This is a genomic window from Pseudomonas fragariae (ex Marin et al. 2024), from assembly GCF_059621105.1.
On record NZ_CM184369.1, the window covers coordinates 3,395,022 to 3,419,142 of the forward strand.

21 protein-coding genes, 1 tRNA gene and 2 pseudogenes are annotated in these 24,121 nt (G+C 60.0%); 11 read left to right on the plus strand and 13 right to left on the minus strand.

The window, feature by feature from the left end:
* Positions 1-14: 14 nt before the first annotated feature.
* The 8 genes from AC54XV_RS14495 to AC54XV_RS14530 all read right to left on the minus strand — a co-directional run bounded on the left by AC54XV_RS14495 (position 15) and on the right by AC54XV_RS14530 (position 10,519).
* The gene (locus tag AC54XV_RS14495; RefSeq protein WP_024642856.1) at positions 15-1,763 is read right to left on the minus strand and encodes an FAD/NAD(P)-binding protein; all 1,749 of its coding nucleotides are present in this window, start codon (positions 1,761-1,763) and stop codon (positions 15-17) included.
* Complete coding sequence (gene sbnB / locus AC54XV_RS14500; RefSeq protein WP_080434085.1) at positions 1,763-3,820, minus strand: 2,3-diaminopropionate biosynthesis protein SbnB; 2,058 nt, start codon at positions 3,818-3,820, stop codon at positions 1,763-1,765. Before sbnB ends, AC54XV_RS14495 begins: the two co-directional genes overlap by 1 nt.
* Positions 3,821-3,825: 5 nt before the next feature.
* The gene (locus tag AC54XV_RS14505) at positions 3,826-5,145 is read right to left on the minus strand and encodes a lysine N(6)-hydroxylase/L-ornithine N(5)-oxygenase family protein (RefSeq protein WP_103377781.1); all 1,320 of its coding nucleotides are present in this window, start codon (positions 5,143-5,145) and stop codon (positions 3,826-3,828) included.
* Positions 5,146-5,189: 44 nt separating this feature from the next.
* On the minus strand, positions 5,190-6,170 hold the full coding sequence (locus AC54XV_RS14510) for an ABC transporter substrate-binding protein (protein ID WP_346618441.1): 981 nt from the start codon (positions 6,168-6,170) through the stop codon (positions 5,190-5,192).
* Complete coding sequence (locus AC54XV_RS14515; protein WP_496716973.1) at positions 6,167-7,321, minus strand: NAD(P)/FAD-dependent oxidoreductase; 1,155 nt, start codon at positions 7,319-7,321, stop codon at positions 6,167-6,169. Before AC54XV_RS14515 ends, AC54XV_RS14510 begins: the two co-directional genes overlap by 4 nt.
* A gap of 14 nt (positions 7,322-7,335) precedes the next feature.
* Positions 7,336-8,835: a methionine--tRNA ligase gene (locus AC54XV_RS14520; protein WP_496716974.1), complete on the minus strand. Its 1,500-nt coding sequence runs from the start codon at positions 8,833-8,835 to the stop codon at positions 7,336-7,338.
* On the minus strand, positions 8,828-9,220 hold the full coding sequence (locus AC54XV_RS14525) for a cupin domain-containing protein (protein WP_058398302.1): 393 nt from the start codon (positions 9,218-9,220) through the stop codon (positions 8,828-8,830). The genes AC54XV_RS14520 and AC54XV_RS14525 overlap by 8 nt, the downstream gene beginning before the upstream one ends.
* A 333-nt stretch (positions 9,221-9,553) precedes the next feature.
* Positions 9,554-10,519, minus strand: coding sequence for a site-specific integrase (locus AC54XV_RS14530; RefSeq protein WP_058398301.1), 966 nt, complete (start codon positions 10,517-10,519; stop codon positions 9,554-9,556).
* Positions 10,520-10,742: 223 nt separating this feature from the next.
* Here AC54XV_RS14530 and AC54XV_RS14535 point away from each other — a divergent pair, with 223 nt between their 5' ends.
* Positions 10,743-11,207 (plus strand): Xre family toxin-antitoxin system antitoxin, encoded by a 465-nt coding sequence (locus AC54XV_RS14535; RefSeq protein WP_003400960.1) that lies wholly within the window; start codon positions 10,743-10,745, stop codon positions 11,205-11,207.
* Positions 11,208-11,212: 5 nt separating this feature from the next.
* On the opposite strand, the gene acuI is transcribed toward AC54XV_RS14535, so the two are convergent.
* Positions 11,213-12,196, minus strand: coding sequence for an acrylyl-CoA reductase (NADPH) (gene acuI, locus AC54XV_RS14540; protein ID WP_003400957.1), 984 nt, complete (start codon positions 12,194-12,196; stop codon positions 11,213-11,215).
* A gap of 49 nt (positions 12,197-12,245) precedes the next feature.
* Positions 12,246-12,905, minus strand: a complete 660-nt coding sequence (gene acuR / locus AC54XV_RS14545) for an acrylate utilization transcriptional regulator AcuR (RefSeq protein WP_058398299.1) — start codon at positions 12,903-12,905, stop codon at positions 12,246-12,248.
* Between the two features lie 135 nt (positions 12,906-13,040).
* Between acuR and AC54XV_RS14550 the strand changes: the two genes are divergently transcribed.
* From AC54XV_RS14550 to AC54XV_RS14585, 8 genes are all read left to right on the plus strand, one after another.
* Positions 13,041-14,120: an NAD(P)H-dependent flavin oxidoreductase gene (locus AC54XV_RS14550; RefSeq protein ID WP_058398298.1), complete on the plus strand. Its 1,080-nt coding sequence runs from the start codon at positions 13,041-13,043 to the stop codon at positions 14,118-14,120.
* Positions 14,121-14,221: 101 nt separating this feature from the next.
* Positions 14,222-14,989, plus strand: coding sequence for a molybdate ABC transporter substrate-binding protein (gene modA / locus AC54XV_RS14555; protein WP_024660820.1), 768 nt, complete (start codon positions 14,222-14,224; stop codon positions 14,987-14,989).
* On the plus strand, positions 14,990-15,670 hold the full coding sequence (modB, locus tag AC54XV_RS14560) for a molybdate ABC transporter permease subunit (RefSeq protein WP_058398297.1): 681 nt from the start codon (positions 14,990-14,992) through the stop codon (positions 15,668-15,670).
* 3 nt (positions 15,671-15,673) lie between these two features.
* Complete coding sequence (gene modC, locus AC54XV_RS14565; RefSeq protein ID WP_058398296.1) at positions 15,674-16,762, plus strand: molybdenum ABC transporter ATP-binding protein; 1,089 nt, start codon at positions 15,674-15,676, stop codon at positions 16,760-16,762.
* An 89-nt stretch (positions 16,763-16,851) separates the two neighbouring features.
* On the plus strand, positions 16,852-17,922 hold the full coding sequence (locus AC54XV_RS14570) for a DNA topoisomerase IB (RefSeq protein ID WP_058398295.1): 1,071 nt from the start codon (positions 16,852-16,854) through the stop codon (positions 17,920-17,922).
* 167 nt (positions 17,923-18,089) lie between these two features.
* Positions 18,090-18,175, plus strand: a tRNA-Leu gene (locus AC54XV_RS14575).
* Between the two features lie 576 nt (positions 18,176-18,751).
* On the plus strand, positions 18,752-19,120 hold the full coding sequence (locus AC54XV_RS14580) for a hypothetical protein (RefSeq protein WP_058398294.1): 369 nt from the start codon (positions 18,752-18,754) through the stop codon (positions 19,118-19,120).
* A gap of 25 nt (positions 19,121-19,145) precedes the next feature.
* The gene (locus tag AC54XV_RS14585; RefSeq protein ID WP_080395945.1) at positions 19,146-19,421 is read left to right on the plus strand and encodes a hypothetical protein; all 276 of its coding nucleotides are present in this window, start codon (positions 19,146-19,148) and stop codon (positions 19,419-19,421) included.
* 128 nt (positions 19,422-19,549) lie between these two features.
* On the opposite strand, the gene AC54XV_RS14590 is transcribed toward AC54XV_RS14585, so the two are convergent.
* Positions 19,550-20,161, minus strand: coding sequence for a DUF6338 family protein (locus tag AC54XV_RS14590; RefSeq protein ID WP_058398293.1), 612 nt, complete (start codon positions 20,159-20,161; stop codon positions 19,550-19,552).
* An 84-nt stretch (positions 20,162-20,245) separates the two neighbouring features.
* Here AC54XV_RS14590 and AC54XV_RS14595 point away from each other — a divergent pair.
* A pseudogene (locus AC54XV_RS14595) lies at positions 20,246-21,051 on the plus strand (nucleoid-associated protein); the annotation flags it as partial.
* A 311-nt stretch (positions 21,052-21,362) separates the two neighbouring features.
* Here the strand turns inward: AC54XV_RS14595 and AC54XV_RS14600 are convergent.
* Positions 21,363-21,935 (minus strand): hypothetical protein, encoded by a 573-nt coding sequence (locus AC54XV_RS14600; RefSeq protein WP_058398291.1) that lies wholly within the window; start codon positions 21,933-21,935, stop codon positions 21,363-21,365.
* 97 nt (positions 21,936-22,032) lie between these two features.
* On the opposite strand from AC54XV_RS14600, the pseudogene AC54XV_RS14605 reads away from it, so the two are divergent.
* Positions 22,033-23,145, plus strand: a pseudogene (locus tag AC54XV_RS14605) (DNA-methyltransferase).
* Between the two features lie 565 nt (positions 23,146-23,710).
* Here the strand turns inward: AC54XV_RS14605 and AC54XV_RS14610 are convergent.
* Entirely contained in the window at positions 23,711-24,028 is a 318-nt protein-coding gene (locus AC54XV_RS14610; protein ID WP_058398290.1) for a hypothetical protein, read from the minus strand.
* Between the last annotated feature and the right edge of the window lie 93 nt (positions 24,029-24,121).

The window sequence follows — 24,121 nt, forward strand, 5'->3', positions numbered from 1 at the left end:
GTAATAATTCCTTTTTAATTAAAAGCTTGAATGGCTTTGTTCAACTGAAATGTGATGCCACTTGAAGTTGTGTTTGTCAGCGTATCCAGACAAGACTCGACTGCCCGGCGCGCCTCGATCAGCGCGCGACAGGTCGGATCAGGAGTCGGTACGTAGTGGTTGTAGAACGTGCAGCCTTCCACGGCGGGCCCGAGAACCCATAGCCGCTGCTGCACCTCACCGTCGCGACCGATTGCGCGACCCGCTGCGTCGGTGTCGATGCCATCGGCAGGCCAGGCATGCGCGGCACGAATCAGCCCGCGCTTGCGCAGATCGTTGATTAACCCATAACGACTGCCCGACACACCGCTGTGGGCGACACGGGCAGACACGCAGTTGTACGGCTCCTGCACGTCACTCATCGGCGGCAAGACCGTCACGACCCCGGCCTCGATCAACGCCAGCAGGTCTTCATGGCGTTCCTTCTGCGGCCCGCCGACCAGACGGTTACTCAGTCCCGCCCAGGTGCCATAGAAATCCAGCGTCGAGGATTCGGTCAGGCCGTTGCGATCGACGACCAGACGCAACAGGTCGCGATAATCGCGCCAGACCTCCAGTGCCTGACAGATCGGGCTGTGCGCGGTGCCCAGCCGACTCAGGGCCAGGTCACGTTTGATCCAGTCGACGAACCACTGCCCGTATGTTTCTTGCGCGCCGGACCAGGGCTGGGTGATCAGCCAGTGCTCAGGCTCGAATTCACCCCACTGCTCTGCCAGACGGGCAAACACTGCCGGTCTGCTGATTGACTCGCGCAGCAGGCGCTGAACAGAGGCCAACCGCCCAGGCGCCTCCATACGGACCCTGGCCTGATAAAACACGGCACGCATTTCATCCTTGATCAGGGGCAGCACATCGGCGCGAAAGTCGAGCCGCCCGCCTTCCCTCTGCTCGCGCAAACGCGCTATGGCGTCGGCCGTGAAAAACAGCCTCGGCAACGGTGCGTGACGGCAGGCATGCCACTGCGGCCTGGCATGAAACGGCAATCCGCTACGGGAATACATCAACACCCTGGGCTCGCGTCCGGACGGCAGGTAACGCCAGCCGGCGAAGCCGCCATCGCGCACGTAGCGCCCGCCGCGCCCCTCAGTCAGATGCGCCAGCGTGTCCATGGCGGTCAGCCCCAGGCCTTCGATGACCACGCACTCGCCGACGTCCTGCTGCACGTGGGGGTCAGGCGCATGTCCGCTGGTGAGGAACACGCCGTCGACGTTCATTGCCAGACTGCCGGTACGCAGCCGGAAACCCGGCGTTTGCGACCTTGGCTGGCAGCTCAGCACCTGCTCGGCGTGGTGGCGCACCTGCACGTGCGCCGGGCAGCGTTGCAGCAGAAAGCGATAACTGTCCTGCAAATAGCGCCCGAGCAGAGCACGCGGCACGAAGTCGCCAAATGCCACCGCTCTGCCCTGCCCATCCAGGCTGACATGGCCGCGCGCGTCCAGGCGTACATCCTCACGGCTGCACCATTGCAAAAAGGTCGGGCCTGGCGGTTCACACGCCGGGAAAGCCGAGGAAAACGCCGACAACTGACCGGCCATGGTGTTGAGCATCAGGTAATCCGGCTGCTGCGCAAGGTGCAGCCCGCTGCCCGGCGGCTGCGGATCGAACACGTCGATACGCAGCGGTTGCCGCACGTCTTGGCGACTCATGCCGATCAACTGCTCCAGAATGCTCAATCCGCGCGAGCCCATGCCGATAATGGCGACGGTATGCGTCTGCATGGCCATCACCAGCGCGCCGATTCAAAGAAGAACTGCGGCACCGGCAAAGCGCTGCCCTCGGCCACCGCCTGGCGATACACCCGCTGCCCCACAGCAAGGTCGAGCACGCCAAGCCCGAACGGCGAAAAGATCGAAGCCTTGTCCGGACTCAACTCCACTTGCCCGGTCATCAACTGTGCCAGCGTCCCGGTAATGAACGAGCGGTGCTGATACTGCTGCACGGCGAGGTCAGGCGAGGTCTGAGCCTTGAGGCAGTGTTCGACGTCATCGAGGATGTTGTTGGCCTGGGCAATGACCTCCGGCCCCAGATCGCGCAACGAGATGTTCAGCACCCGTTGCCCCGGCTGAAACACCGGCTCCAGTACATAAGGGCTCGGCGCAGTAGTGGCGAACACCACCACATCGGCTTGCAGGCACGTCGCCAGGTCGCTCGGCTCGCTGTGCAGTCCATGACGGCTGGCATGTCCGACCAGCGCCAGCGCCGAATCCTGGTGCTGATCGAAGACGCTGACTGCGTCCATCGTCCAGCCATCGCTGACGAACATGTCGAGGATGGTGCGGGCAATGAAACCGGCACCAATGAACGACATTCGCCCGACATGGCGCTGCTGGCGGCTCATCCAGCGCGCAGCGAGCACCGCCGAGGCTGCCGTGCGCATGGCACTGATACGCGAGGCCTCCAGGCAGGCAAAGGCATAACCGGTGAGTGGATCGTTGAGAATCAGCACCGCCGAGGCGCGCTGCAGGCCCGTGTCGATATTGCCCGGAAAGCTGGAAATCCATTTGATGCCACTGACCGGCTGCTCGCCCGACAGGCTGGCGGGCAAGGCGATGATGCGATTGGCCGGTGCCTGCGCAAAGCGCAGAAAGTAACTGTCGGGATTGATCGTTTGGCCAGCCTCATGAGCCAGATACGCCGCCTGCACGTCATCGATGCAGGCCAGCGGGTCTGCCGCCAGCAGGCGCGCAACCACCTCACCGTCGAGCACATGGAACGCCGCGCGCTTCATGCGCTCGGCGGCCAGCCAGACCGTCCAGCTTGAATGCCGGGAAAGCGCAGGCGCTTCCATGCTCTCAGAACATGTCTCGGCCACTGGCGAGGACAGGTCTGCCAGGGTCATGCTCAGCACTTCGCGGCCAAACCGCTGTTCGACCCAGTGATCATCGTACAGCGTGTCGAGGTAGCGCTCGCCCCAGTCCGGCGACAACGCCACCACCACCGAACCGGGCTCGATGCGCTCGCGCCAGGCATGCACCGCAGCGATCACCGTCGCGGTGGACCCGCCGACCAGCAGACCCTTGCTGCGCGCCAGAATGCGGCACATGGCGACGGTGTGTGATTCCGGGACCATTTCCAGCGCATGAATGCCATCGGCATTGAAGATCGGCGGGCGCTGGCTGGTGCCCAGTCCAGGAATGAAGCGCCGGCTGGCCGGAGTGTCGAAGGTCACCGAGCCGACGCTGTCCACGGCAATGATTCGGGTGGTCGGATGATGGCGCTGAAAATGCTGAATGCAGCCCATCAACGTGCCAGTGGTCCCGGCACCGACGAACACATAATCCACATGGCCGAAATGCTGGCTGATCGAACGCGCCGTGGTTCGCGCATGGGCACGCGGGTTGGCCGCATTCTCGTATTGATTGAGCCAGACATAGCGCGGGTCGCTGGCCACTTTTTGGCGAATCAGCTCGATGCGCGTCCCGAGGAACCCGCCGTTGGCGTCCGGGATTTCGACCTGGATGACCTCGGCGCCGTAGCTGCGCATCATGCGGATGTTGTGGCTGGAGCTGTTGGGGTCGACCACGCAGGTAAACGGGATGCCCCGTTCAGCGCAGATCATCGCCAGCGCCACCCCGAGATTGCCCGACGAGGACTCGATCAGAATCGTGTCCGGGCCCAGCAGGCCCCGCGCCTGAAGGTCATTGATCAACCCCACGGCAGTCTTGAGCTTGATAGAGCCTGCCGGGTTGAGTGATTCCATTTTCAGGAAAAAATCGGCGCCCAGGCCAGTCACCTTGAGGAAGGCCTGATCGTGAACGATTTCGCAAAGAGAGTTGTACATGGGCTTCACTTCCACTGTGCCAGCAAAGGTTCGGCTGCCGGTGCTACGGCCTGCTGAAGGGCCGTGGCGATACGCTCGGCGCGCAACGCCATCAGTGAAAACGACTGACTGTCACTGATTCCGTGGCTGCGTTCGGAAAGGCCGTTGACCCAGATATTCACGTCGCACTCGCCTTGGGTGGCGACCCGATAGTCCCGATCAATCAGCAAACCACCGTCGACATCGGCCTGCAGCCATGGCTGCAAACCACTCAACAACGGCGGTATCAGGTACTGCTGATACCCGGTGCCAAGCACCACGGCATCGACCTCAAGCACCTGGGTGCGCTGGCTGAAGGTGTCGGTCAGCTCGACCCGGTAGCCTTCGGCGACGGGCTCGATGGCGCTGATCACGCTGTAGGCGTAGGTCTGCAGGCGTTTGCGACCGGCAATGGAGTCTTCGTAGATCAGCGAAAACAGCTTCTGGCTTTCGTCCGGGTCGATCCCTGCGTAATTGGTCGAGCGGCTCCAGTCGAGAAAACGCTGCCTCGCGGCCGGGTCCAGGCTATGGAAATAATCAACGTGATCCGGAGCGAATACCCGGCTGGGGAACTGGCCCAGCTGAGTGAGTTTGAAACCGGCCGAGCGATGCACTGAATGCACCTCGATGCCGGCGTCGCGGCTGACCAGTTCCAGCACCGACTCACTGGCGCTCTGCCCCGAACCGAGCACCAGCCAGCGCTTGGGCAGGTGCTCGCCGAAGGCTTGCAGGCGGCTCAGAAACTGCGACGTGTGAAACAGCGTCGGGCCGATCAGCGCCTCGAACGCGGGCGGAATACGCGGAGCACTGCCGCTGGACAGCACGACATTGCGCGTCGTGAAACAGGTATCCGCCGTGCACACGCGTAGTTCATGCAGGCGCCCATGACGCAGCACCGGGTCAATGCCTGTAACCGGCGTGTTGAAGCAGGTCTGGCTGTCCACCTGCGCGGCGACCCAGGCCAGATAATCCGACCATTCATGGCGACTGGCCGGGCGGCCCAGCAGGCCGAAATCGAACATTCGCCCGTGTTCCTTGAGGTACATGGCGAACGAGAAGCGGCTGCGTGGATTACGCGGGGTCACCAGATCGCGAAATACGTGATGATTGATGTCCGTTCCGGCCAGCAGCAGTTCGCGATGCCATTGGCTGTCCTGCGCAGCTTCCAGATAGCGAACGGACAGCGCGCCCAGCGGGTCATTGGCCTCTCGCGCATCGGCGAACGCGCAGGCCAGCGCGATACCGGCCGGACCGAAGCCGATACAGACGGCGTCCGAATGCAAGGTGTGTGGTGTCGAGTTACCCATGAAGTTCCGGTCCTTAGAGTTGGTGTAAAGCGGTGTTTTGGGTGCTATGGGGTGATGCGGCTCAGCCCGGTGGGGCCTGGCGTCCAGAGGCAGGTCGTCGCGCTGCGTAGCTCGCCCTGATCGAAGCTGACCGTGCCCAGCGGTGTGTTGAAGGTGCTGTGCCGAAACGCATCCGGCAGTTGCGCGGCGCGAAGACCGGCGCGGGCCACCTCGGCCAGCACGTAAAGCATCAGCAGGCTTTCGCGAAAGTAGGTCTGCGGTTCGGCAGCGAACAGCGACCGGTGCAGTGCCTGGGCCTGACAGCGATGTCCAGCGCTGTCGGGGGCTGCGAAGCCGATCACGAAGGTGTTGCTGTCGTGCGCTGCGGCGCACCCCAGATACGGCGAGGCAGCGTCGTCGGTCAGCACCAGCGGTCGAGTACTGTCGGCCTGCCGCCGCGCTTGCCAGTGCTCGCGACTGGGTTTGAGGCGTCCGGCAAACACCTCGACATCGGCCTGGTCGAGCTCGTCGACACGTTGCAAACCGGCACCTGCCAGTGCCGCGCTGATGGCGATGCACAAGGCCCGACCGTGAGCACTGTCGTCGGCCTGAACATGCACGCGCAGCCACTGACGAGTCTCCAGCCAGCTGACCAGATCCGCCGCCAGTTGCCGGTCCGCGGGGCAGAAACGAAAGACGTTGGGGTGCTCCAGGGTCAGGCAATCGATCGTTGCTGCGGGGGTCAGCAGGGCAATACCGGCGTGCCGATACAGCGGCGCGGCAGCAACGGCTGCATCCGAAGAGAAATGACCGATGACCAGATCGGCCTTCCAGTCGATCATTTGCCGAGCCACATCGGCCCCGCGAACGGCATTGGCAGCGTCGTCGAGAAAGCGCCACTGCACCCGCTCAAGCCCCGGCATGCAATTGCGCGCCACCGCCAGCGCCCTCAAAAAGGTCCGTGCATGCGGCGTGTCGTCGGGGTCGAACAGAGCGCTGACCCCGACCCGCAAACCCGGCAGACGCGAGTCGACCGAGGACGTCATGACTGCACGCTCGCCAGCGCGAGGTCTTGTGCTGAAAAGCCCGGCATCGACCTGCCTGGCGACAATGCCGACCAGCCAGAGCAAGCGCGATCCTTTCCAGCCAGATGCCTGCGCAGTTGCTCGACAGCAATGTGCGCCACGCCGGGCGCGAACTTGAAGCCCAGCCCGGACATGCCTGCGGCCAGATACACCGGGCTGCGCTCGGCGCAGAACCCCAGCATCGGCCGACCGTCGGCGCTGTAGCTGTCGAAACCGGGCAACACATCAAGCACATGCGGCTTGCCGGCCGAGGCGCACACTTGGGCGACGCGTTTGCAGGCGTCTTCGCTATGCCGTGCATCGGGCTGCGCAAGGTGCTCGGGCCACAGGCCGCTGTCACGCACGCCACAGCCGGTCTGCACGATATGCCGAGTCAGCGGTATGCCGTAGCTCTGGGTAACCGCATCAATCACCGGCATTGACCAGTCGCCTTCGGTCAGCACCCGGGCAAGGGGAATCGAGCGTGCTTCCAGCCCCGAGTGCGGCACCAGGTGCTGGCTCCAGGCACCGGCAGCGACCACCACGGTCCGGCAACGCAGCGTGGCGCTGCCCAGGTCGATGTGCACAAGGTCGGGCGCCCGGCAGTCGATGGACTTGATCTCGCGATGCTCCAGCAGCAAGCCCTGCTGGCGTACCGACTGACACAGCGCGGCGACGGCCTGACGCACATTGCCGACGCAGGCGCGCGGCTCGAACAGATTGACCCGTTCCAGCGCCGGGCAATGCGGGTAGCGACTGCCATCAAGCTCGTGACCTGACAGCAGGCGCATCGGGTAGCGTTCGCTGCCGTACTGGTCGATGGCGCGGTGCAGGTTATCCAGCTGGTCCGTGGCGGCCCGGTAAATCACCCCGGTACGCCGCAACGCACTGGCGTAAGTGGTCGCAAAAACGCCGTCGTCCATCAGGCTGATGGAATAGGCCGCCAGTTCCATCAGAAGCGGATCGCTGTCATACAGGCGAACCAGGCCGCCGGAATAGCCGCTTGCGCCCAGGCTGCCGGCTGCGCCCTTGTCGATCAGCGCGACCGACACACCGGCGCTGCACAGCTTCGCCGCGATACTGGCGCCGGTGATCCCGGCGCCAATGACCGCTATCTCATAATCGATAAACATTGTCGTGAATCCGTTCAGATGGAGTATTCAGCGGCCGGGCCGTTCATCAGCGTGGCGTGGACGCGGGCCTCGGACAGTGCGAACGCGCTGATGATCTGCGCTGACATGTCCGGAATCAGCGCCTTGCCGGCCACCGCGATGAATGCCGCCAGATGGCTGACCGGGCGTCCTTCGGCCAGACGCCCGCGGGTGATGGCGATCGCGTCCAGCAGCACCTGAGCCATGCGTTTCATCGAAAACTGCGCAGGCTCCGAAGCTTTGCTCCACTTCACGCGCAACGCTTCCAGGAGTCCGGCGTCCGCCCCGCAGAGGCCGCTCCACCAGTGGTCGTCGCGGTTTATTCCGGCGTCCAGCAAGGCCGGGAAAAACTCGCTGAACACCTCTGCCCGCCATGCAAGGAACTGCGCCAGGCGGAAATCACCTTCGCTTTCCTCCGGCGCGATACTCGCCAGATACAGGCGCGCACTGTCCGCGCAGGCTTCACGGGCCAGGTCGCCGACCCAGATCGCATGGTTGCGACTGGTCGACAGGTTCAGGCCGTCCAGCTTGAGAAACTGATTGGGCATGAAGCGCTGGCGGACCCTGATGTCGTGCAGCGCCGTCAGTTGCGCCGGATAGACGATGGCGTGGCTGAACACACAGTCAAAGCCGAGAAAATGCACCAGCGTGCCCTGCCCTGACTGCCAGTACTGACGAAACAGCTCCGGACGCCCGACGCGGTCGGCATACTCCCGAAATGCCGCCATGTAGCCCGCCAGCCCCATGAACCAGGTGTGCACCCGGCACGAGCCGTCGGCCTGCAGATCAAGCCCGCCGTCGCCCGGACGCGTGACGCCCCAGTCATGCAGGTGCTCCAGGCTGTCGCGCAACCAGCTGTCGAGCGGCTTGCGCCATGACTGGCCCAGCAGGCGGTCACGCAACTGCGGCTTGAACCCGGCCAGTTTCAGAAACGCGCGATGGGCGTTTTTCCATTGCGAGGGCTGACTGCAGAGCTTGCAGCGCAAGTCTGTCATCAACTCGGCGTCAGGGGCCTGGGCGCAGTTCTCGCACTGACTGGCATCGGACTCGGCACCGCAGTAATTGCAGTTGCCCCGGGCAAAGGCCTCGTAGCCCCAGACGTCGCAATCAGGGCAATACGGCTCGCTGGAATCCCGACACTCGATCGCGCCGGCATCACGCAACGCACCGAACACTTCACCCACCGCTTCGGCGAACCACGGGTTGTCGTGCGGGCGCATCCAGTTATCGGGCTGTATGTTGATGGCCGCCAGCGAGGCCTCGATGCGGTCGGAATTGCGCCTGGCCAGCTCGACCGGGTCGACGCCCTGCTCCAGCCCTTTGCGCAGCATGTAGGACTGGTAGTCGTCGGAGTAGGACACCAGCACACACTCGTGGCCACGCTGACGCTGCACGCGAGTAAACACATCAGCGGCCAGAAACGGCCCGGCGATATGGCCTATGTGCAAATCGCCGTTGGGGGTCGGGGGCGTGATGGTGACGATGAACTTACTCATCCAGGCACCCCGTGGTCTCGCTGTGCTGCGCCACGAACGCGTTCACGTAGTTCATGTCCCACCAGACCACATAGAAGTGGAAGTCCTCGGCGGACTCATTGATGACGTAATGGTTGGTGTGTTTCGGAATCGCGGCGATATCGCCAACGGTGAAATCCATCTGCCGGTCACCGACAACCAGACGCGCACTGCCCTTGATGGCAATGAAGATTTCCTGATCGATCTGGGTGTGTGCTTCGCTGCAGGTGCCCGGACGGACCACGCACCAGCCGCCGGCGAACGGCATCGGGTAGCCTTCCCACGGCAGCAGGCGGCTGCCATCCAGACCGTACTCGTGTACCAGCCAGTCGAATCGGGTTTTACGGTGTATATCGAACTTTTCCATGCTCAGTCCCGTACGTTTCAAGTGCGGCAAAGCATGAAATTGTTGCCAATTGTTGGCTATCCGATTGCCGGATAGCTCAGGGTCGAACTATCCATTTTCTGGATGGCGATCCGCAGCCCCGTCCGCCGTCCTATTTCTTTTGCCAATGACGGCTATCGATAACGCTGATAACTGAATCGGGAACGCCGGTGTTAACGTTGCCGGCGATGAACGAACACTTCTCCCGGCCCCGCGAATCCGCGTCGCGATGCCGGTGAATCTCTGCTCTGCTTCATCACTCCTTTGGTTAGATCTTTTAAGCCACCCCGTTTACGCGAGGTGGCTTTTTTTTGCTCAAAGATCAAACCCGTCCACAACGTTGCGCCGCTCGTTGTCACTGCGCATGTCGTAACTGGCGGTGGTCGAGATGTGCGTGTGATGCGCGAGCTTCTGGGCAATCGACAGATCGAACTCTTCGATCACCCGGGTAATGAACGAACGTCGAAAATCATGGGGCATGATGTTCACGCCCACCTGGCGCCCGCGCTGCTTGGCGATGAAGTAAATGGCGTGCTTGGTGATTCTGTCGCGGGTGATATGGCTGCCACGGCGAATCCGGTTGAACAGGAACGGGTCGTCGCCCTGCCCCGGCTGGAGACACGACCGGCGCAACTCCAGCCAGTCGTTCAGCGCCTTGAAGGCCCATTCGGGGGCGTATTTGATCAATTGCTTGTTGCCTTTGCCCAGCACCCGCAGGCTGCGCTCGGCGAAGTCGATCTGGGAAAGGTCGAGGTTGACCGACTCGGACTTGCGCATCCCCGAGCCATACAGAATGGCAATGATCGCGGCATCGCGACGCCCTTGCGGCCTGGGGTCGGCAGCACAGGCTTCCATCAGCTCACGAATCAGCGTGCGACGGATGTTGCGGCCCTTGATCAGCCGCGTGCCGCTGACCGGTTTGATCGAGCGGATTTTCAGCAGTTGATCGTGGCTGATCAGGTCGTGTCGCCAGGCTTCGTTCATCACGCCGCGAATGGCGTTCACATACAGCGAGGTGGTATTGGGCGCGTAGTCATCCTGACGCAGCGTTGCGACCAGCGCGGTAACGTGGCCAGGTTGCAGGGTGTGCCAGGGAATATCATGAATATCGACGTCAGCCATGCCCAACCGGTCTGCTGCATCCTGCAGAACGTAGGTCATGGTCAGGCGGCTTGAAGGTGCCAGGCGATCGAGGTAGAGGCGCAGTGGCTTGTTGACGTCGGGCAGCGAAGGCTGGCTGACGATGCGTGCGTCCTTATCGGTGTGAGGGTCGTGCGGCATAGAAAGCGACGCCTTTTCTGGTGCAAGCGCGTGCCAACAGCCACGGCGCTTTTCATTCGTATTCAGGCGAGCGACTTTAGCACGAGGGCTCTGGTGCGACACCTGCGCTGCAGCGCACCACCATTATCCTCAGGCAACGCCCGGTAACATCCTGCTGCTTGAACGACGCGTCACCTGGGATAGCCTTGGCCGTCCTTTCCGCCATCGAAGGCCGGCACGCACCTTGATTCCGTCCTCTGCCCGCAAAACACCTGGCCGCGGTGAAGCGGCGGCCAGTTTCTGGCTGCTGACCCATCAGCTCAGTCAGCGCAGCGAAGCCGAACGCCTGACGAACATTCAGGCAGGCTTTGCACCGCGCTGGATCCGTGCAGTGCGGGACGCGCTGGCCCTTGCCCCCAGGCAAATGGAAGCGCTGTTCAACGCATCGGTTTCAACCCTCGAACGGCGCCAGCGCCAGCAACAGTCACTGGACCTGGTAGCCTCCGAACGCCTTGACCGTGTGGCGATGATTGCCAGCCACGCGCTGCAGGTGTTTGCAACGCCCGAGCGTGCCAGCCAATGGCTGGTTGCCCGCAACACCTCATTCGGCGGTCGCACGCCGTTGCAATTATGCGAAACCGGGCTCGGCACGACGCAAGTTCATCGCGCACTGGTCGCGCTAGAGTGTGCCAGTGCCGACGCGCCGTGATTCACTCAGCGTGCAGTATCCACCACGATCCGCCCACGAACCTGCCCTGCAATCAATTGCGGCGCGAGGTCGATCACCTCGCTCAAGCCGACTTCACGGCTGATCAGTGGCAGCAACGACATGTCCAGGTCGCTCGCCAGCCTCGACCAGGCTTCCAGCCGATCCGCGCGCGGGCGAGTCACGCTGTCGATACCCGCCAGCGTGACACCGCGCAGAATGAACGGCGCAACCGACCCCGGAAACTCCATGCCCTGCGCCAGGCCACAGGCCGCCACCACACCGCGATAACGAATACCGGCGCACACGTTGGCCAATGTATGGCTGCCGACAGAGTCGACTGCCGCCGCCCATTGCTCCTTGGCCAGCGGTCGCCCAGGCTGCGAGAGGGTTTGCCGGTCAACGATCTGTGCCGCGCCGAGTTGCTGCAGGTAGTCGCTTTCCGAGGCCCTCCCGGTGGAAGCAATGACCCGATAGCCGAGCCTGGCCAGGATGGCGATGGCAAAGCTGCCGACCCCACCATTGGCGCCGGTGACCAGCACATCACCGTGGTCCGGGGTCAAGCCGTGCTTTTCCAATGCCAGGACACTGAGCATCGCGGTGTAGCCCGCCGTGCCGATGGCCATCGCCTGCGCCGGCGTGAAGGCCTCTGGCAAAGGAATGAGCCATTCGCTCTTGAGCCGGGCCTTTTGCGCCAGCCCGCCCCAATGCCCTTCGCCTACGCCCCAGCCATTGAGCAGAACCTTGTCCCCGACCTTGAACTCAGGGGTATCGCTGGCTTCAACCGTACCGGCCAGGTCAATACCCGGGACCATCGGGAAGCTGCGCACGATCGGGCTCTGACCGGTGATCGCCAGCGCGTCCTTGTAGTTGAGCGTGCTGTGCGACACGTCGATCGTCACGTCGCCCGAGGGCAGCCGCGCTTCGTCGATGTCGGTCAGATTGACGTGGTAGCCCGCCTCATCCTTGTCGATCAAGATGCCCTTGAACATATGCGCCTCCAATTTAGACTGATCGTCTTTAAATAGTTCTGAAGAGAAATCATTGCGGCAAACCGCGAAGGTAGCCGGCAATGAACGTGTTCAATGGTGTAGCGCTTTTAACCAGCCGGGCACGCAGCACTGCGCCCTCCCAGCCGATCCAGAAAAACGCGGCCAGCTCATCGCAATCAGCGTCTGCAGCCAGCTCGCCCATTGATTGCGCAGCCCTCAGACAACCCGCCAGTTTCGACTGCCAGTCCAGCAGCGTCTGTTCCAGTACCTCGCGAAATCCGTCCGGTAACAGACTGATTTCCTGGCCCAGATTGCCGACCATGCAACCGCGTCGATAGTCGTGTCGCGCCATACCGCCCTTGGCGCTCTGCACAAAGCCGACCAGTCGCTCCAGTGGCGAAAGCGCTTCATCCAGCAGCCAGTGGTCGAGCCGTTGCGCAAAATAGCGCGCGTACTCATCCAGCACCGCCCGGCCAAAGGCTTCCTTGCTGGGGAAGTAGTGATAGAACGAGCCTTTGGGAATACCGACTTCCTTGAGGATGTAATCCAGCCCCGTGGCCGAAAAACTCTGCTCGGTGAGCACTTCCAGACCGCGACGCAGCAGCGCCTCGCGGGTCTCGAGGTTATCGCGATCAACCTTTGGCGGCCGGCCGGGACGCCGGGGCCTGGCGAGTAAGGGAGTGGGTAGCGAGGTGGTTGGCTGAGTCATGCCCGAATAGTAGACCGATCGTTTTTTATGTCAACCGAATGGCCCTGCCGGCTTGTCGACGCTCGACGTGGCGTTTGCCATTCACGCCATTCGCGCGCTCAATGAGCATTGCCTGAATGCCTGCCGGAGAAACACATGAGTCAATGGCCAGATAGCCGCATCACTGAACTGTTTGCCGTCGAACTGCCGCTGTTGCAAGCCCCCATGGCGGGCGCCAGCGGATCGCAGATGGCCATTGCTGTGGCTCAGGCTGGCGGCTTGGGGGCATTGCCCTGCGCCATGCTCACCCCTGAGAAAATCGAACAGGAAGTAGCGACTTTCAGGCAGCAGACCGGTAACGCTCCGCTGAACCTGAATTTCTTCTGCCATCAGCCTCCGGCCCACGATGCCGAGCGCGCCGAACGCTGGAAGCAGTCGCTCAAGCCCTATTACGAGGAATTGGGTGCCGATTTCGATGCGCCGACACCGGTCTCCAACCGCGCACCTTTCGACAGCGACAGCTGCACGCTGATCGAACGATTGAGGCCGGAAGTGGTGAGTTTCCATTTCGGCCTTCCGCAGCCATCGTTACTCGATCGGGTCCGGGCCACGGGTGCAAAGATCATCTCGTCAGCCACCACGGTCGAGGAAGCGATCTGGCTGGAGCAACACGGCTGCGACGCGGTGATTGCCATGGGCTACGAAGCAGGCGGCCATCGGGGGCTGTTCCTCAGCGATCAACTGCACACCCAGGTCGGTACCTTTGCATTGGTCCCGCAAATCGCTGACGCCACAAGCATCCCGGTCATCGCCGCAGGTGGTATCGCAGACGGTCGCGGTGTCGCGGCGGCATTTGTTCTGGGCGCTTCGGCGGTACAGGTCGGGACCGCGTATCTGTTCTGCCCGGAAGCCAGCGTCAGCGCCCTGCACCGTCAGGCGCTGCACGATGCCACGGGCAGCCAGACCGCTCTGACCAACCTCTTCACCGGGCGTCCGGCGCGAGGCATCGTCAATCGGATCATGCGCGAAGCCGGCCCCATCAGCCCGCTCGCCCCGGCGTTTCCGCTGGCGGGCGGTGCCTTGATGCCGCTCCGCGCGCAGGCGGAGAAACTGGGCAGCAGTGACTTCGTGAACCTCTGGGCAGGCCAGGCAGTCGGTATCAAACATCGGCTGGGAGCCACCGAGCTGACGCGGCAACTGGCTGAAAATGCGCTGAAAATTCTGTCTCCGCGATAAAACAGTGCTTTCAGAACAACAGGCTGACGCTATATATTTATTTATATAGCGAAACGCCCTTACCCCGATGGCGTGCGTTTTCATCATCAAGGAGCTGCTTCATGCGAACGACCACGCTGCGCGCCATTCTCAAATTCTCCGTGCTGGCCTTTGCCGCCTCTGCCGCAGCCTATGCGTCTGCCGACGAAGTGCAAGTCGCCGTGGCGGCCAATTTCACCGCGCCGATCCAGGCGATCGCCACTGACTTCGAGAAGGACACCGGCCACAAGCTCGTCGCTGCGTTTGGCGCTACCGGTCAGATCTATACGCAGATCAAAAATGGCGCGCCGTTCGAGGTATTCCTCTCGGCTGACGACACCACGCCGGCAAAACTCGAGCAGGAAGGCGACACCGTCAAGGGTTCGCGCTTCACCTACGCGGTCGGCACACTGGCGTTGTGGTCGGCCAAGGATGGTTACGTCGACAGCAAGGGCCAGGTACTCAAGGCCAATCAGTATCAACATCTGTCCATCGCCAACCCCAAAACCGCCCCCTACGGTCTCGCGGCGACTCAGGTACTGAGCAAACTGGGCCTGACCGAGGCCACCAAAGCCAAGATCGTCGAAGGTCAGAGCATTACCCAGGCCTACCAGTTCGTGTCCACCGGCAATGCCGAGCTGGGTTTCGTGGCCCTGTCGCAGATCTACAAGGATGGCAAGCTGACCAGCGGCTCGGCCTGGATCGTACCGGATGACCTGCATGACCCGATCAAGCAGGACGCAGTCATCCTCAACAAAGGCAAGGACAGCGCCGCTGCCAAGGCGCTGGTCGAGTACCTCAAGGGCCCGAAAGCCGCCGCGATCATCAAGTCCTTCGGATACCAGCTGTAAATGCCGCTGGGGAGTGCCGACATCGCGGCGATCTGGCTGACGCTGAAACTGGCGTCGCTGACCACTGTCATCCTGCTGATCATCGGCACGCCCGTTGCGCTGTGGCTGGCGCGCACTGATTCATGGCTAAAGGGGCCGATTGGCGCAGTCGTCGCCCTGCCCCTGGTCTTGCCGCCAACCGTTATCGGTTTTTACCTGTTGTTGCTGCTCGGCCCCAACGGTGCGGTGGGTCAGCTTACGCAAGGCCTGGGACTGGGCACACTGACCTTCAGCTTTGCCGGCCTGGTGATCGGCTCGGTTCTGTACTCGATGCCTTTTGTCGTGCAGCCGCTGCAGAACGCGTTTGCAGCGATCGGCACGCGCCCTCTGGAGGTCGCAGCCAGCTTGCGGGCGGGGCCTTGGGACACCTTTTTTCACGTGATTCTGCCCCTGGCCAAGCCGGGCTTTATCACCGCGGCCATCCTCGGGTTCGCGCACACGGTCGGCGAGTTCGGTGTGGTCCTGATGATCGGCGGCAATATTCCCGAGAAAACCCGTGTGGTGTCAGTGCAGATCTTCGATCACGTCGAATCCATGGAGTACCTGCAAGCGCACTGGCTGGCCGGCGCGATGCTGGTCTTTTCCTTTCTGGTGCTGCTGGCGCTTTATTCCAGTGGCAAATCCAGAACGGGATGGAGCTGAGTTATGGCGTCGCCTATAGAAGTTCGCCTGCAGATGGCCTACCCGGATTTCACCGTCCGTACCGACCTGAGCCTGCCGGGATCAGGCATTACCGCGCTGTTCGGGCCTTCCGGCTCGGGCAAGACGACCTGCCTGCGCTGCATCGCCGGCCTGGAAAAAGCCGATCAGGGCTTCATCCGCGTTCACGATGAAGTCTGGCAGGACACCGAAGAAGGTATTTTCCTGGCTCCGCACAAACGGGCGATCGGCTATGTGTTTCAGGAAGCCAGCCTGTTCCCGCATCTGTCGGTGCGGGACAATCTGGAGTTCGGCATGAAACGTATCCCGCGCCAGCAGCGCCGCATTCAACTGCCGCAGGCCAGCGAACTGCTCGGCATCGATCACCTGCTGCAGCGCAACCCTGACAAGCTGTCCGGTGGCGAGCGCCAGCGCGTGGGCATCGCCCGCGCCCTGCTGACCAGCCCGCGGCTGATGCTGCTCGATGAGCCGCTGGCGGCGCTGGACACCCGGCGTAAAAGTGAAATCCTGCCGTACCTGGAGCGCCTGCACCGCGAGCTGGACATCCCCATGCTGTACGTCAGCCATGCTCAGGATGAAGTCGCACGCCTGGCGGACCACCTGGTGCTGCTCGAGGCAGGCACCGTGCTGGCCAGCGGTCCGATCCACGAAACCCTGGCGCGGCTGGACCTTCCTCTGGCGATGGGCAGTGATGCAGGCGTGGTCATCGAAGGCACGGTCAGCGCCTATGATCAGCATTACCAGTTGCTCACCGTAACCCTGCCCGACAGCAAACTGAGCATGCGCGTCGCCCACGCGCAGATGCAGGTCGGCACCCTGCTGCGCATCAAGGTCCAGGCCCGGGATGTCAGCCTCAACCTGCAACCCGATTACCAGAGCAGCATCCTCAACCGCTTGCCGGTCACGGTGATCGAGGAAGCGCTGGCCGACAATTCGGCACACGTTCTGGTGAAGCTGGACGCTGGCGGCACGCCGCTGCTCGCACGCATCACTCGCTATTCCAGCGACCAACTGAACCTGCACAGAGGTCAGTCGCTCTGGGCGCAGATCAAGGCGGTCGCGGTGCTGGCCTGACCTTTCGAAAAAAACAGCCACGCAGCAAATAAACGGCACCACCGTAAAAGCCCGAGGTCAGTGTTTTTAACTGCCTTTGGAACTTAGCCATGCCTGACTCGACTGCCATCAGCCAGCCCGCCAGTGAACTGCATTACGTAGACGACACTCAACCGGGTCTTACGCGCAAGGTACTGCGCGGCAAATTCGCGTACTTTGACACCAAGGGTCAGCGCATCAAGGACGAGTCGAAGATCAAGCGCATCAACGCACTGGCAGTCCCGCCCGCCTACACCGAAGTGTGGATCTGCGCCGACCCGTTGGGTCACCTGCAGGCCACCGGCCGCGACGCCCGCGGGCGCAAGCAGTATCGCTACCATCCGCGCTGGCGCGAAATACGTGATCAGGACAAATACTCGCGGCTGATCGAGTTCGGCCATGCGCTGCCCAAAGTGCGCAAGCAGATCGAAGCACAGCTCGCTCAGCCGGGCATGGGCCGGGAAAAAGTCATGGCGACGGTCATTTCATTACTGGACGCAACACTGATCCGCATCGGCAACAGCCAGTACGCCAAGGAAAACCGCTCGTACGGCCTGACCACCCTGCGCAACAAGCACGTCGAAGTCAAAGGCGGCCAGATCCTCTTCGAGTTCCGCGGCAAAAGCGGCGTCGAGCATAAAGTCAGCGTCAAGGATCGACGTCTGGCCAATGTGATCAAGCGCTGCATGGAGCTGCCCGGACAAAACCTCTTCCAGTACCTGGACGAAGACGGCGTGCGCCACGCGGTGACCTCTTCCGATATCAATGCCTACCTGCAAAGCCTCACCGGCTCGGACTTCACCGCCAAGGACTACCGAACCTGGGCTGCCAGTGCGCTGGCACTGGCAACGCTGCAAAAACTGCACTGGGAGCCAGAGGCCGACGCCAAACGGCACATCGTCGACATGGTCAAGGCAGTCTCGAAACAACTGGGCAACACCCCCGCCATCTGCCGAAAATGCTACATCCACCCGGCGGTTCTGGAAGGCTTCCTGCTCGGCAACCTGGCCAAACTCCCCCGCTCCCGACAACGCAAAGGCCTGCGCCTGGAAGAAGTCGCCCTGGCGAGCTACCTGCGAATACTGGCTGACAAGGTCGAGGCCGTGGTGAACGATACGGTGGTGAAAGACAGCAAAGCCTGAGCCGCCGGATCACGGCACGTCAGCCTTTGCACCAATAAAATTTCGTAGCCTCATGATTTGCCAAGCATTTCTAACAGGCAAAAAAGCAGCGTCTTGTACCTTTCGGGACGCTTTCAAGCTTGCTTCATAGGGGCCGGGTGTATATATTCCCTGCTCTTGGCGCTACCGCCCCGATGGCGAAATTGGTAGACGCAAGGGACTTAAAATCCCTCGTCCTTTGGACGTGCCGGTTCGACCCCGGCTCGGGGCACCACATATATAAAGGGCTTACCGGGCATTTTGCCGGGTAGGCCCTTTTTGTTTTGGTTCGGAAAAACAGTCGTTTATTGGACTGTCTGCCTACAACGACGGCGGTGTCGCCGCACAAAAATCCATCTGGTGAATTGTGTGCTGGATCACCAGACGCAGCTTGTCGACGCAGTGATCAAGACCTGCGCCTCTGTCGTCGATCGCCTTTATTACGTATGACTAAAGCCTGCGTGATGCCTCCGATTTGGAGCTGCACCGTGCCAATCTGGAAAGCTTGCCGCTGCCGCAAAAGTCGAGAGAGATACCGGTGCTCAAAAAGTGAAAGCCAGCGCGACCGCACCACAAGCCGCTGCGGCGCCCATACCGGTCGAACAGGCATCACCAAAGATGTCTACCGTAGCATCTTCCCCCAAGCCGACGAAGCTTGAAGCGAATGTCACCGCTACCGATCTTCATGCGCTGGTAAAGGCCAGACTCCAATCTCGGTCCTCACCGTAAACTGGGGCGCGCTGGACGATCTGGTGCACATCCAAGGCGCTGACTCCCAAATGGACGGAGTAACCATCACGCAGTTGGCAGCATGATCGCTACCGAACTGAGTACCATCCAAGCCAACCGCGCAAAGTCAAAGTCATCCGAGCTGTCCGAGGCCTTAAACGAGTTTCAGCGCAGCGGTGGAACGGTGCGCGACCTTGGGTCGTTTCAGGTCGCGCCCCGCCCTCCACGTAAAGAGCCGCCACCCCGCAAGCCCCGCTACAACGGCGCGGATCAGCGGAAGTATGTTGAGGAGGAAGAGGACCTGGCGCTGCTCAAGCGTATAGAGGCAATGCGCGACCTGGGCGTCAGCCACTTCAAGGCCGAAAAGCTGACCGGGATCAACCGCACCGTCATCAGGCGAATCGTTCAGAAGTACAGCCTGGACTACCCCAGCAGCAGCCGGGCGAAATGAAGCGGCAGAAGGCCGGGAAGAGGAATTGCGGCTAAGGGTTCGGCCCGGCACGAAACAGGCGCTGAGCGAACTGATGGGGTGGGCGCAGATTGAGGAGCAGGCCGAGGCCAGGACCCTGATGATTCACCACCTTCATGCGCTGGGCCCGGTTGAAGCGATTCGCTTTCTTCAGGTCCCGCGCCACGAAATCAAAGTGTCGAATATCGTGGCGCTGGAGTTTCACCGCAAGAGCATGCTGATGCTTCGGCAGGATGCGGGCGATGAGTTTATCGCTCCTTTGGCGGAGCAGGCACGTTGGTAGGGCTATCACCACTGCTGATAGGCTGATAACCACTATGGGGATTCGGTCGATGAGGAGTATCTAAAACTGGCTGGTAACCTTTCTCGACCTTTTCTGGTGCGGGTTGGTAGCCATTATTCGTCAGATCTTTATCTGCCATGTCCATCTCCTGATTGAAATTGAGAAAATTCAAGATAAGAAATCTCCGAAGCCATGACCAGCACTCCGGCACTACCTGTGATGGGACGATCCAGTATGCCATCGGCTTTAACGAGCCATGCCTCTTCCAAAAATATTTGTTCCTCCACAGGATAGCTGGAGGCAAATGACTGCCCCGAATACTTACCGCCAACCATTTTACCGTTTTTGAGATAAACGACGATCCAATACGGCTTAGCCTGCTTGAAGACGTAATCCCACGGTTTTGCGGTCGGATGCGGCGCGGAGCCCTTAAATCTCTCATGCGTTCTCAGCCACTTCCAGATTAGCACCAACAGAAACGGAGAGACGAATAAAACAAAAACATAAAACAGGTAATAAAGAACTGGATGCACAACCCGTAAGCCATGACTCTCAACGTAAACAACGACCCAGAATAACAGGGCGTAATTTATACAACTGTAAGCGATTGCGTCCACTAATTGATCAGACGCGTTTCTAATCGTCCCTGGGAATATAAGTTGGTAAAATTTAATACTTAGGAAGCCTGGTATGACGAATGCTATGAACAAGACTAGCTTGTCAGCGGCCCAAATATCCATTTTTTCTATTCTCCACAGGTGCTACGAGTAATCGTTACTCAATCTCGTAAGAATACTCCTTCCCTAGCAACTTGCCACCCCCGGATACAGAGGGCGGCGCCTACCCTAGGTAAAAAAAAGCTTGTACGTCACAGCGTCATCTACAAAATCGACAAGAAGCCTGACGGCAGTCCTGCCGTTCTGTTCCTTGGCGCTGCCGAGTAGGTCGAGAGCCAAGCCCGCGACGATCTGATGAGTCAACTCAACGAAAGCTACAACGCAACCACTGGCAAGGGATGGGGTACTTTTACCCACAGTCAGGCGCTTTCCCGTTTAGCGGCTGGCTCGGCAAGTACATGGCCGGAGATATCGACTTGCTGGGATTCAGCGCCAGCGCCGTCGAGCACCTGACAAAGCTGATGGAAGAGTCGAACCTAACCACCGGCAGGCATGCCCTTTACTGCCACTACCAGCAAGGACTGAACGACTATCTGGTTTTCGCTCTGGTGCAGGAAACCGAAGCGGCGACCATGACCAAAGAGCTGGCGCTGATGACGGTGAACCGCCTCGACCTCGACCAAATCCGCCTGGCCGCGTGCATCAACGTGAGCGAGTGGCAGAACAACCCTCAGTCGAAGCAGTACATCTCGTACCTCAAGGGTAAGCAGGGTCGTCGGGGCAATGATTACTTCCGTGACTTCATTGGCTGCCAAGAAAGCATCAACGGACCGGGCGAAACGCGAACGTTGCTGAAGGCGTTCAGCGACTTTGTCGAGAGCGAGGACATCGCAAACGAGGCCGCTCGCGAGAAAACCAGCACGTTGGTCAGCTATCCCATGGCCCAAGCCAAGCTGGGCGATTCCATTACCCTCGACGAATTATCAGGCCTCGTCGACGAAAGCCGGCCGAAAAAACCCAGCTCACTATCCAGCTCAAGCACATCGCCGCCTGAACCGCCCCTTCTATTACTCTGGACGCTCCCATTGCTTCGCTCAACGCCATGCAACTGCGCTGAGTCGGTTAGGACGTGCAGCGCGAAGAGATTACCCAAGAGTTCAAGTCAGTGATTGAAGCGAACGTAGGTGACGCAGCGCAACTGGCGCTTGGTAGCTTCTCGGCTTGATTTCTAAATTCCATGCAAGAAACAATAATGTCGGAAATCTTGCCGATGGAATTTTACCGGAAGTGCATGCGGATGAATGATCAGGTGCCATGAATGATATTACAGAGACGACAGGCAGGACAGTTCCGGGCAAGAATGATACCCCGCAGTGATAATAGCTGCGATCAAGGAGCTAATAATAAACGCCTTGGATACCCTGCGCAGCCATATTATTGATGACTCGCCGAGTTTCACCCTATCCCACTCGTTTTTTAGGACCTTTTGAGTCTCCGCGCTTAACATTCTAATAAAATCTTTATGCTCAGCCTTGCTTTTTATATCACTGGAGTCTTCGTCCAGAAGCCCTATGATTCCTTGGTGTTCATTAGGATTAAGTCGCAGCCGAATTCGGGATTCCAGCATGTATATCTCGACCCATTCTTTTTGGTGCTCCAAAATGTACTTCTGGACCTCCTCCTTAGATTTTTTCCTCACAATTTCCGACATATGCCATGAAACCTCGTGGTGAGCGATCAACTGCGACACATCATCACGCAGACCTTCAATCCAAGACTGCCGGAACTCTGACGTCTTCTGATCCTTCGCCAAAATTGATGCTACAAGGCTAACGGTAGCGGCAAGCGCGCCTGCAATTAGAGTTGCGACTGCTGGCACTAATGGAAAGTCTGGCATGAATTGCTCCAAAGGCTGAATTACCGAACATCAAAACCCATTTGCTGTTAATTTGCCACCACCGGACACGGAGGGAGGCGCATGCCTGGAATTCGATATGAGCCAGCTCCACCAGATACTGATAGGCGACGGCATCGACATGATGCGCACGCTGCTAGATGAAACCGTGCATATGTGCGTGATCAGCCCGCCCGACCACGGTCTGCTGGACTATGGCGTCGAAGGCCAGATCGGCCTCGAGAAAACGCCTGCTGAGTTCATCGCCCGCTTGGTAGACGCGTTTCGAGAAGTGCGCCGGGTGCTCCGCTCTGACGGCACGATCTAGGTGAAAATGGGGGTTATATACGCCTCCATCGCTGGGGGCTGTGCACCTGTTGGGTCAGCAGGCAAGCACGACATGGTTTCTCAGGCTATGCGTGGAGCTTTGCTGCGTGGCAAGCGGCGATTGCCACCGATGGGGCTCAAACAGAAAGACTTGACGGGTACTCCCTGGCGCCTGGCGTTCACCCTCCAGAGTGACGGCTGGTATCTGCGTCAGGACATAATCGGGCACAAGCCAAACCCGATGCCTGAAAGTACCCGAGACAGGTTCACAAAGTCACAGGAATACTTGTTCCTGCTGAGCAAGTCGCCTCGCTATTACTACGACCAGAATGCGGTCACGGAATCTGTAGCACTCAGCTCGATCGTGCGAATGGCTCAGTATCTTGAGCAACAACATGGCAGCAATAGAGTCCCAGGCAAAGCCAATGGGCCGATGAAAGATGAAAGCAGTGCGCAGCAGGCGGGACAGCTTTAAGCGGGAAGACTCGAAGCGGGAACAGGTGATTCCTGGCCAGAAAATAGGTACCCATAGACCTGATCGGATGACAGCGATTACCCATTGGATATGCGAAGCGTAGCGTGTGGACAGTTCCAACGCAGGGATTTAAGGGCGCCCACTTCGCCACCTTCCCGCCCGACCTGATCAGACCCAGCATCCTGGCCGGCGCGCCTCGCGATGGCGTGGCGCGCCGGCCCATTCGGCGGTGCAGGTACCACGTCGCTGGTGTCGATTCAGGAAGGTCGCCGGTCGATCATCTGCGAGTTTAACCCGGAGTATGCGGCTATTGCCCGCGCTCTTATCAACACAGCCTGGCTGGATGGCGCGTCGCAAATGGATGTGTTTCGGGACTGCGCTCAGCCTGACGTCATATTCGCCACGATCTGAACCAACACCATAAATGCTGCTGATATGGCAGCGGCGCTGTTCCATTTCGCCTGAGCTCTGACGGTAGGCACAAGGTCCGCACCGTTGGCGATTATGTGACCGTGATACATACCGTCGGATACCTCTCTGAATTCCGGTGGGGGCTTTACCCTTACAAAGGCAGCGCAAACCCAACAGAAAGCGGAAAATAGTCCGGTGCCCAGTGATACGAAATTCAAAGCGTCCTTTAGATCCACGGTTCCAATACCGACCTCATGTCGGGCAGCCACCAATACCCCACTTTAACGACTCACGCCAGCCCGACAGCGTTGACGACTCGCTGTACTGATGAGGACGGGTAGCGCGAAGAGATCGCGCAAGAGTTCAAGTCAGTGCTTGAGGCGAAGGTGGGCAATGATGCTCAGTTGGCACTGGGCAGTTTCTCAGCCTGGTGCATGAAGTTCCACGCCACGAAATCATAGTGTCGAAATTCGTGGCGTTGGAGTTTCACCGCAAGAGCATGCTGATGATTCAGCAGGATTCGGGCGATTAGGTCTTCTTTCAGATCGTACTTGAAGCGTAACGCTTACAGCCTAGTCAGATCAAAGCCGGAGTTGCGAGCGCATTCCATGATTTTCTCAAGATATGTGCGAACATTTACATTTTTCTCATAAATGATTTGAGAGTAGTCTTCCGCAGATATGTGGTCGGTGTAACCGATGTAGTTCTCTCCTGGCTCTTTCAATTCAGTGTCGTGAATGTGATCTCGCCCAACGTACATTGCACAGATGAGCTGCGCCTGTACCTTGCTCGAGTAAAGCGATAAGAGATTTTGCGCATCAGGTGCGCTGACCTTACCAGCTGTGATGAAAGTATCGATCGCGTCGTACACGGTAGTCGTCATGACTAAATTTCCCTCTGAAAAGGCCTAGCAGAATGCCCATGGCCAAAACTAATAATCCATTTAACTTAACGCAGCGCCCGTAATACCCCATTC

Coding starts and splice junctions, on each gene's coding strand:
- AC54XV_RS14495 (WP_024642856.1), bottom strand. CDS start 1,763: ATGGCCATGCAGACGCATACCGTCGCCATTATCGGCATGGGCTCGCGC.
- sbnB (WP_080434085.1), bottom strand. CDS start 3,820: ATGTACAACTCTCTTTGCGAAATCGTTCACGATCAGGCCTTCCTCAAG.
- AC54XV_RS14505 (WP_103377781.1), bottom strand. CDS start 5,145: ATGGGTAACTCGACACCACACACCTTGCATTCGGACGCCGTCTGTATC.
- AC54XV_RS14510 (WP_346618441.1), bottom strand. CDS start 6,170: ATGACGTCCTCGGTCGACTCGCGTCTGCCGGGTTTGCGGGTCGGGGTC.
- AC54XV_RS14515 (WP_496716973.1), bottom strand. CDS start 7,321: ATGTTTATCGATTATGAGATAGCGGTCATTGGCGCCGGGATCACCGGC.
- AC54XV_RS14520 (WP_496716974.1), bottom strand. CDS start 8,835: ATGAGTAAGTTCATCGTCACCATCACGCCCCCGACCCCCAACGGCGAT.
- AC54XV_RS14525 (WP_058398302.1), bottom strand. CDS start 9,220: ATGGAAAAGTTCGATATACACCGTAAAACCCGATTCGACTGGCTGGTA.
- AC54XV_RS14530 (WP_058398301.1), bottom strand. CDS start 10,519: ATGCCGCACGACCCTCACACCGATAAGGACGCACGCATCGTCAGCCAG.
- acuI (WP_003400957.1), bottom strand. CDS start 12,196: ATGTTCAAGGGCATCTTGATCGACAAGGATGAGGCGGGCTACCACGTC.
- acuR (WP_058398299.1), bottom strand. CDS start 12,905: ATGACTCAGCCAACCACCTCGCTACCCACTCCCTTACTCGCCAGGCCC.
- AC54XV_RS14550 (WP_058398298.1), top strand. CDS start 13,041: ATGAGTCAATGGCCAGATAGCCGCATCACTGAACTGTTTGCCGTCGAA.
- modA (WP_024660820.1), top strand. CDS start 14,222: ATGCGAACGACCACGCTGCGCGCCATTCTCAAATTCTCCGTGCTGGCC.
- modB (WP_058398297.1), top strand. CDS start 14,990: ATGCCGCTGGGGAGTGCCGACATCGCGGCGATCTGGCTGACGCTGAAA.
- modC (WP_058398296.1), top strand. CDS start 15,674: ATGGCGTCGCCTATAGAAGTTCGCCTGCAGATGGCCTACCCGGATTTC.
- AC54XV_RS14570 (WP_058398295.1), top strand. CDS start 16,852: ATGCCTGACTCGACTGCCATCAGCCAGCCCGCCAGTGAACTGCATTAC.
- AC54XV_RS14580 (WP_058398294.1), top strand. CDS start 18,752: ATGATCGCTACCGAACTGAGTACCATCCAAGCCAACCGCGCAAAGTCA.
- AC54XV_RS14590 (WP_058398293.1), bottom strand. CDS start 20,161: ATGGATATTTGGGCCGCTGACAAGCTAGTCTTGTTCATAGCATTCGTC.
- AC54XV_RS14600 (WP_058398291.1), bottom strand. CDS start 21,935: ATGCCAGACTTTCCATTAGTGCCAGCAGTCGCAACTCTAATTGCAGGC.
- AC54XV_RS14610 (WP_058398290.1), bottom strand. CDS start 24,028: ATGACGACTACCGTGTACGACGCGATCGATACTTTCATCACAGCTGGT.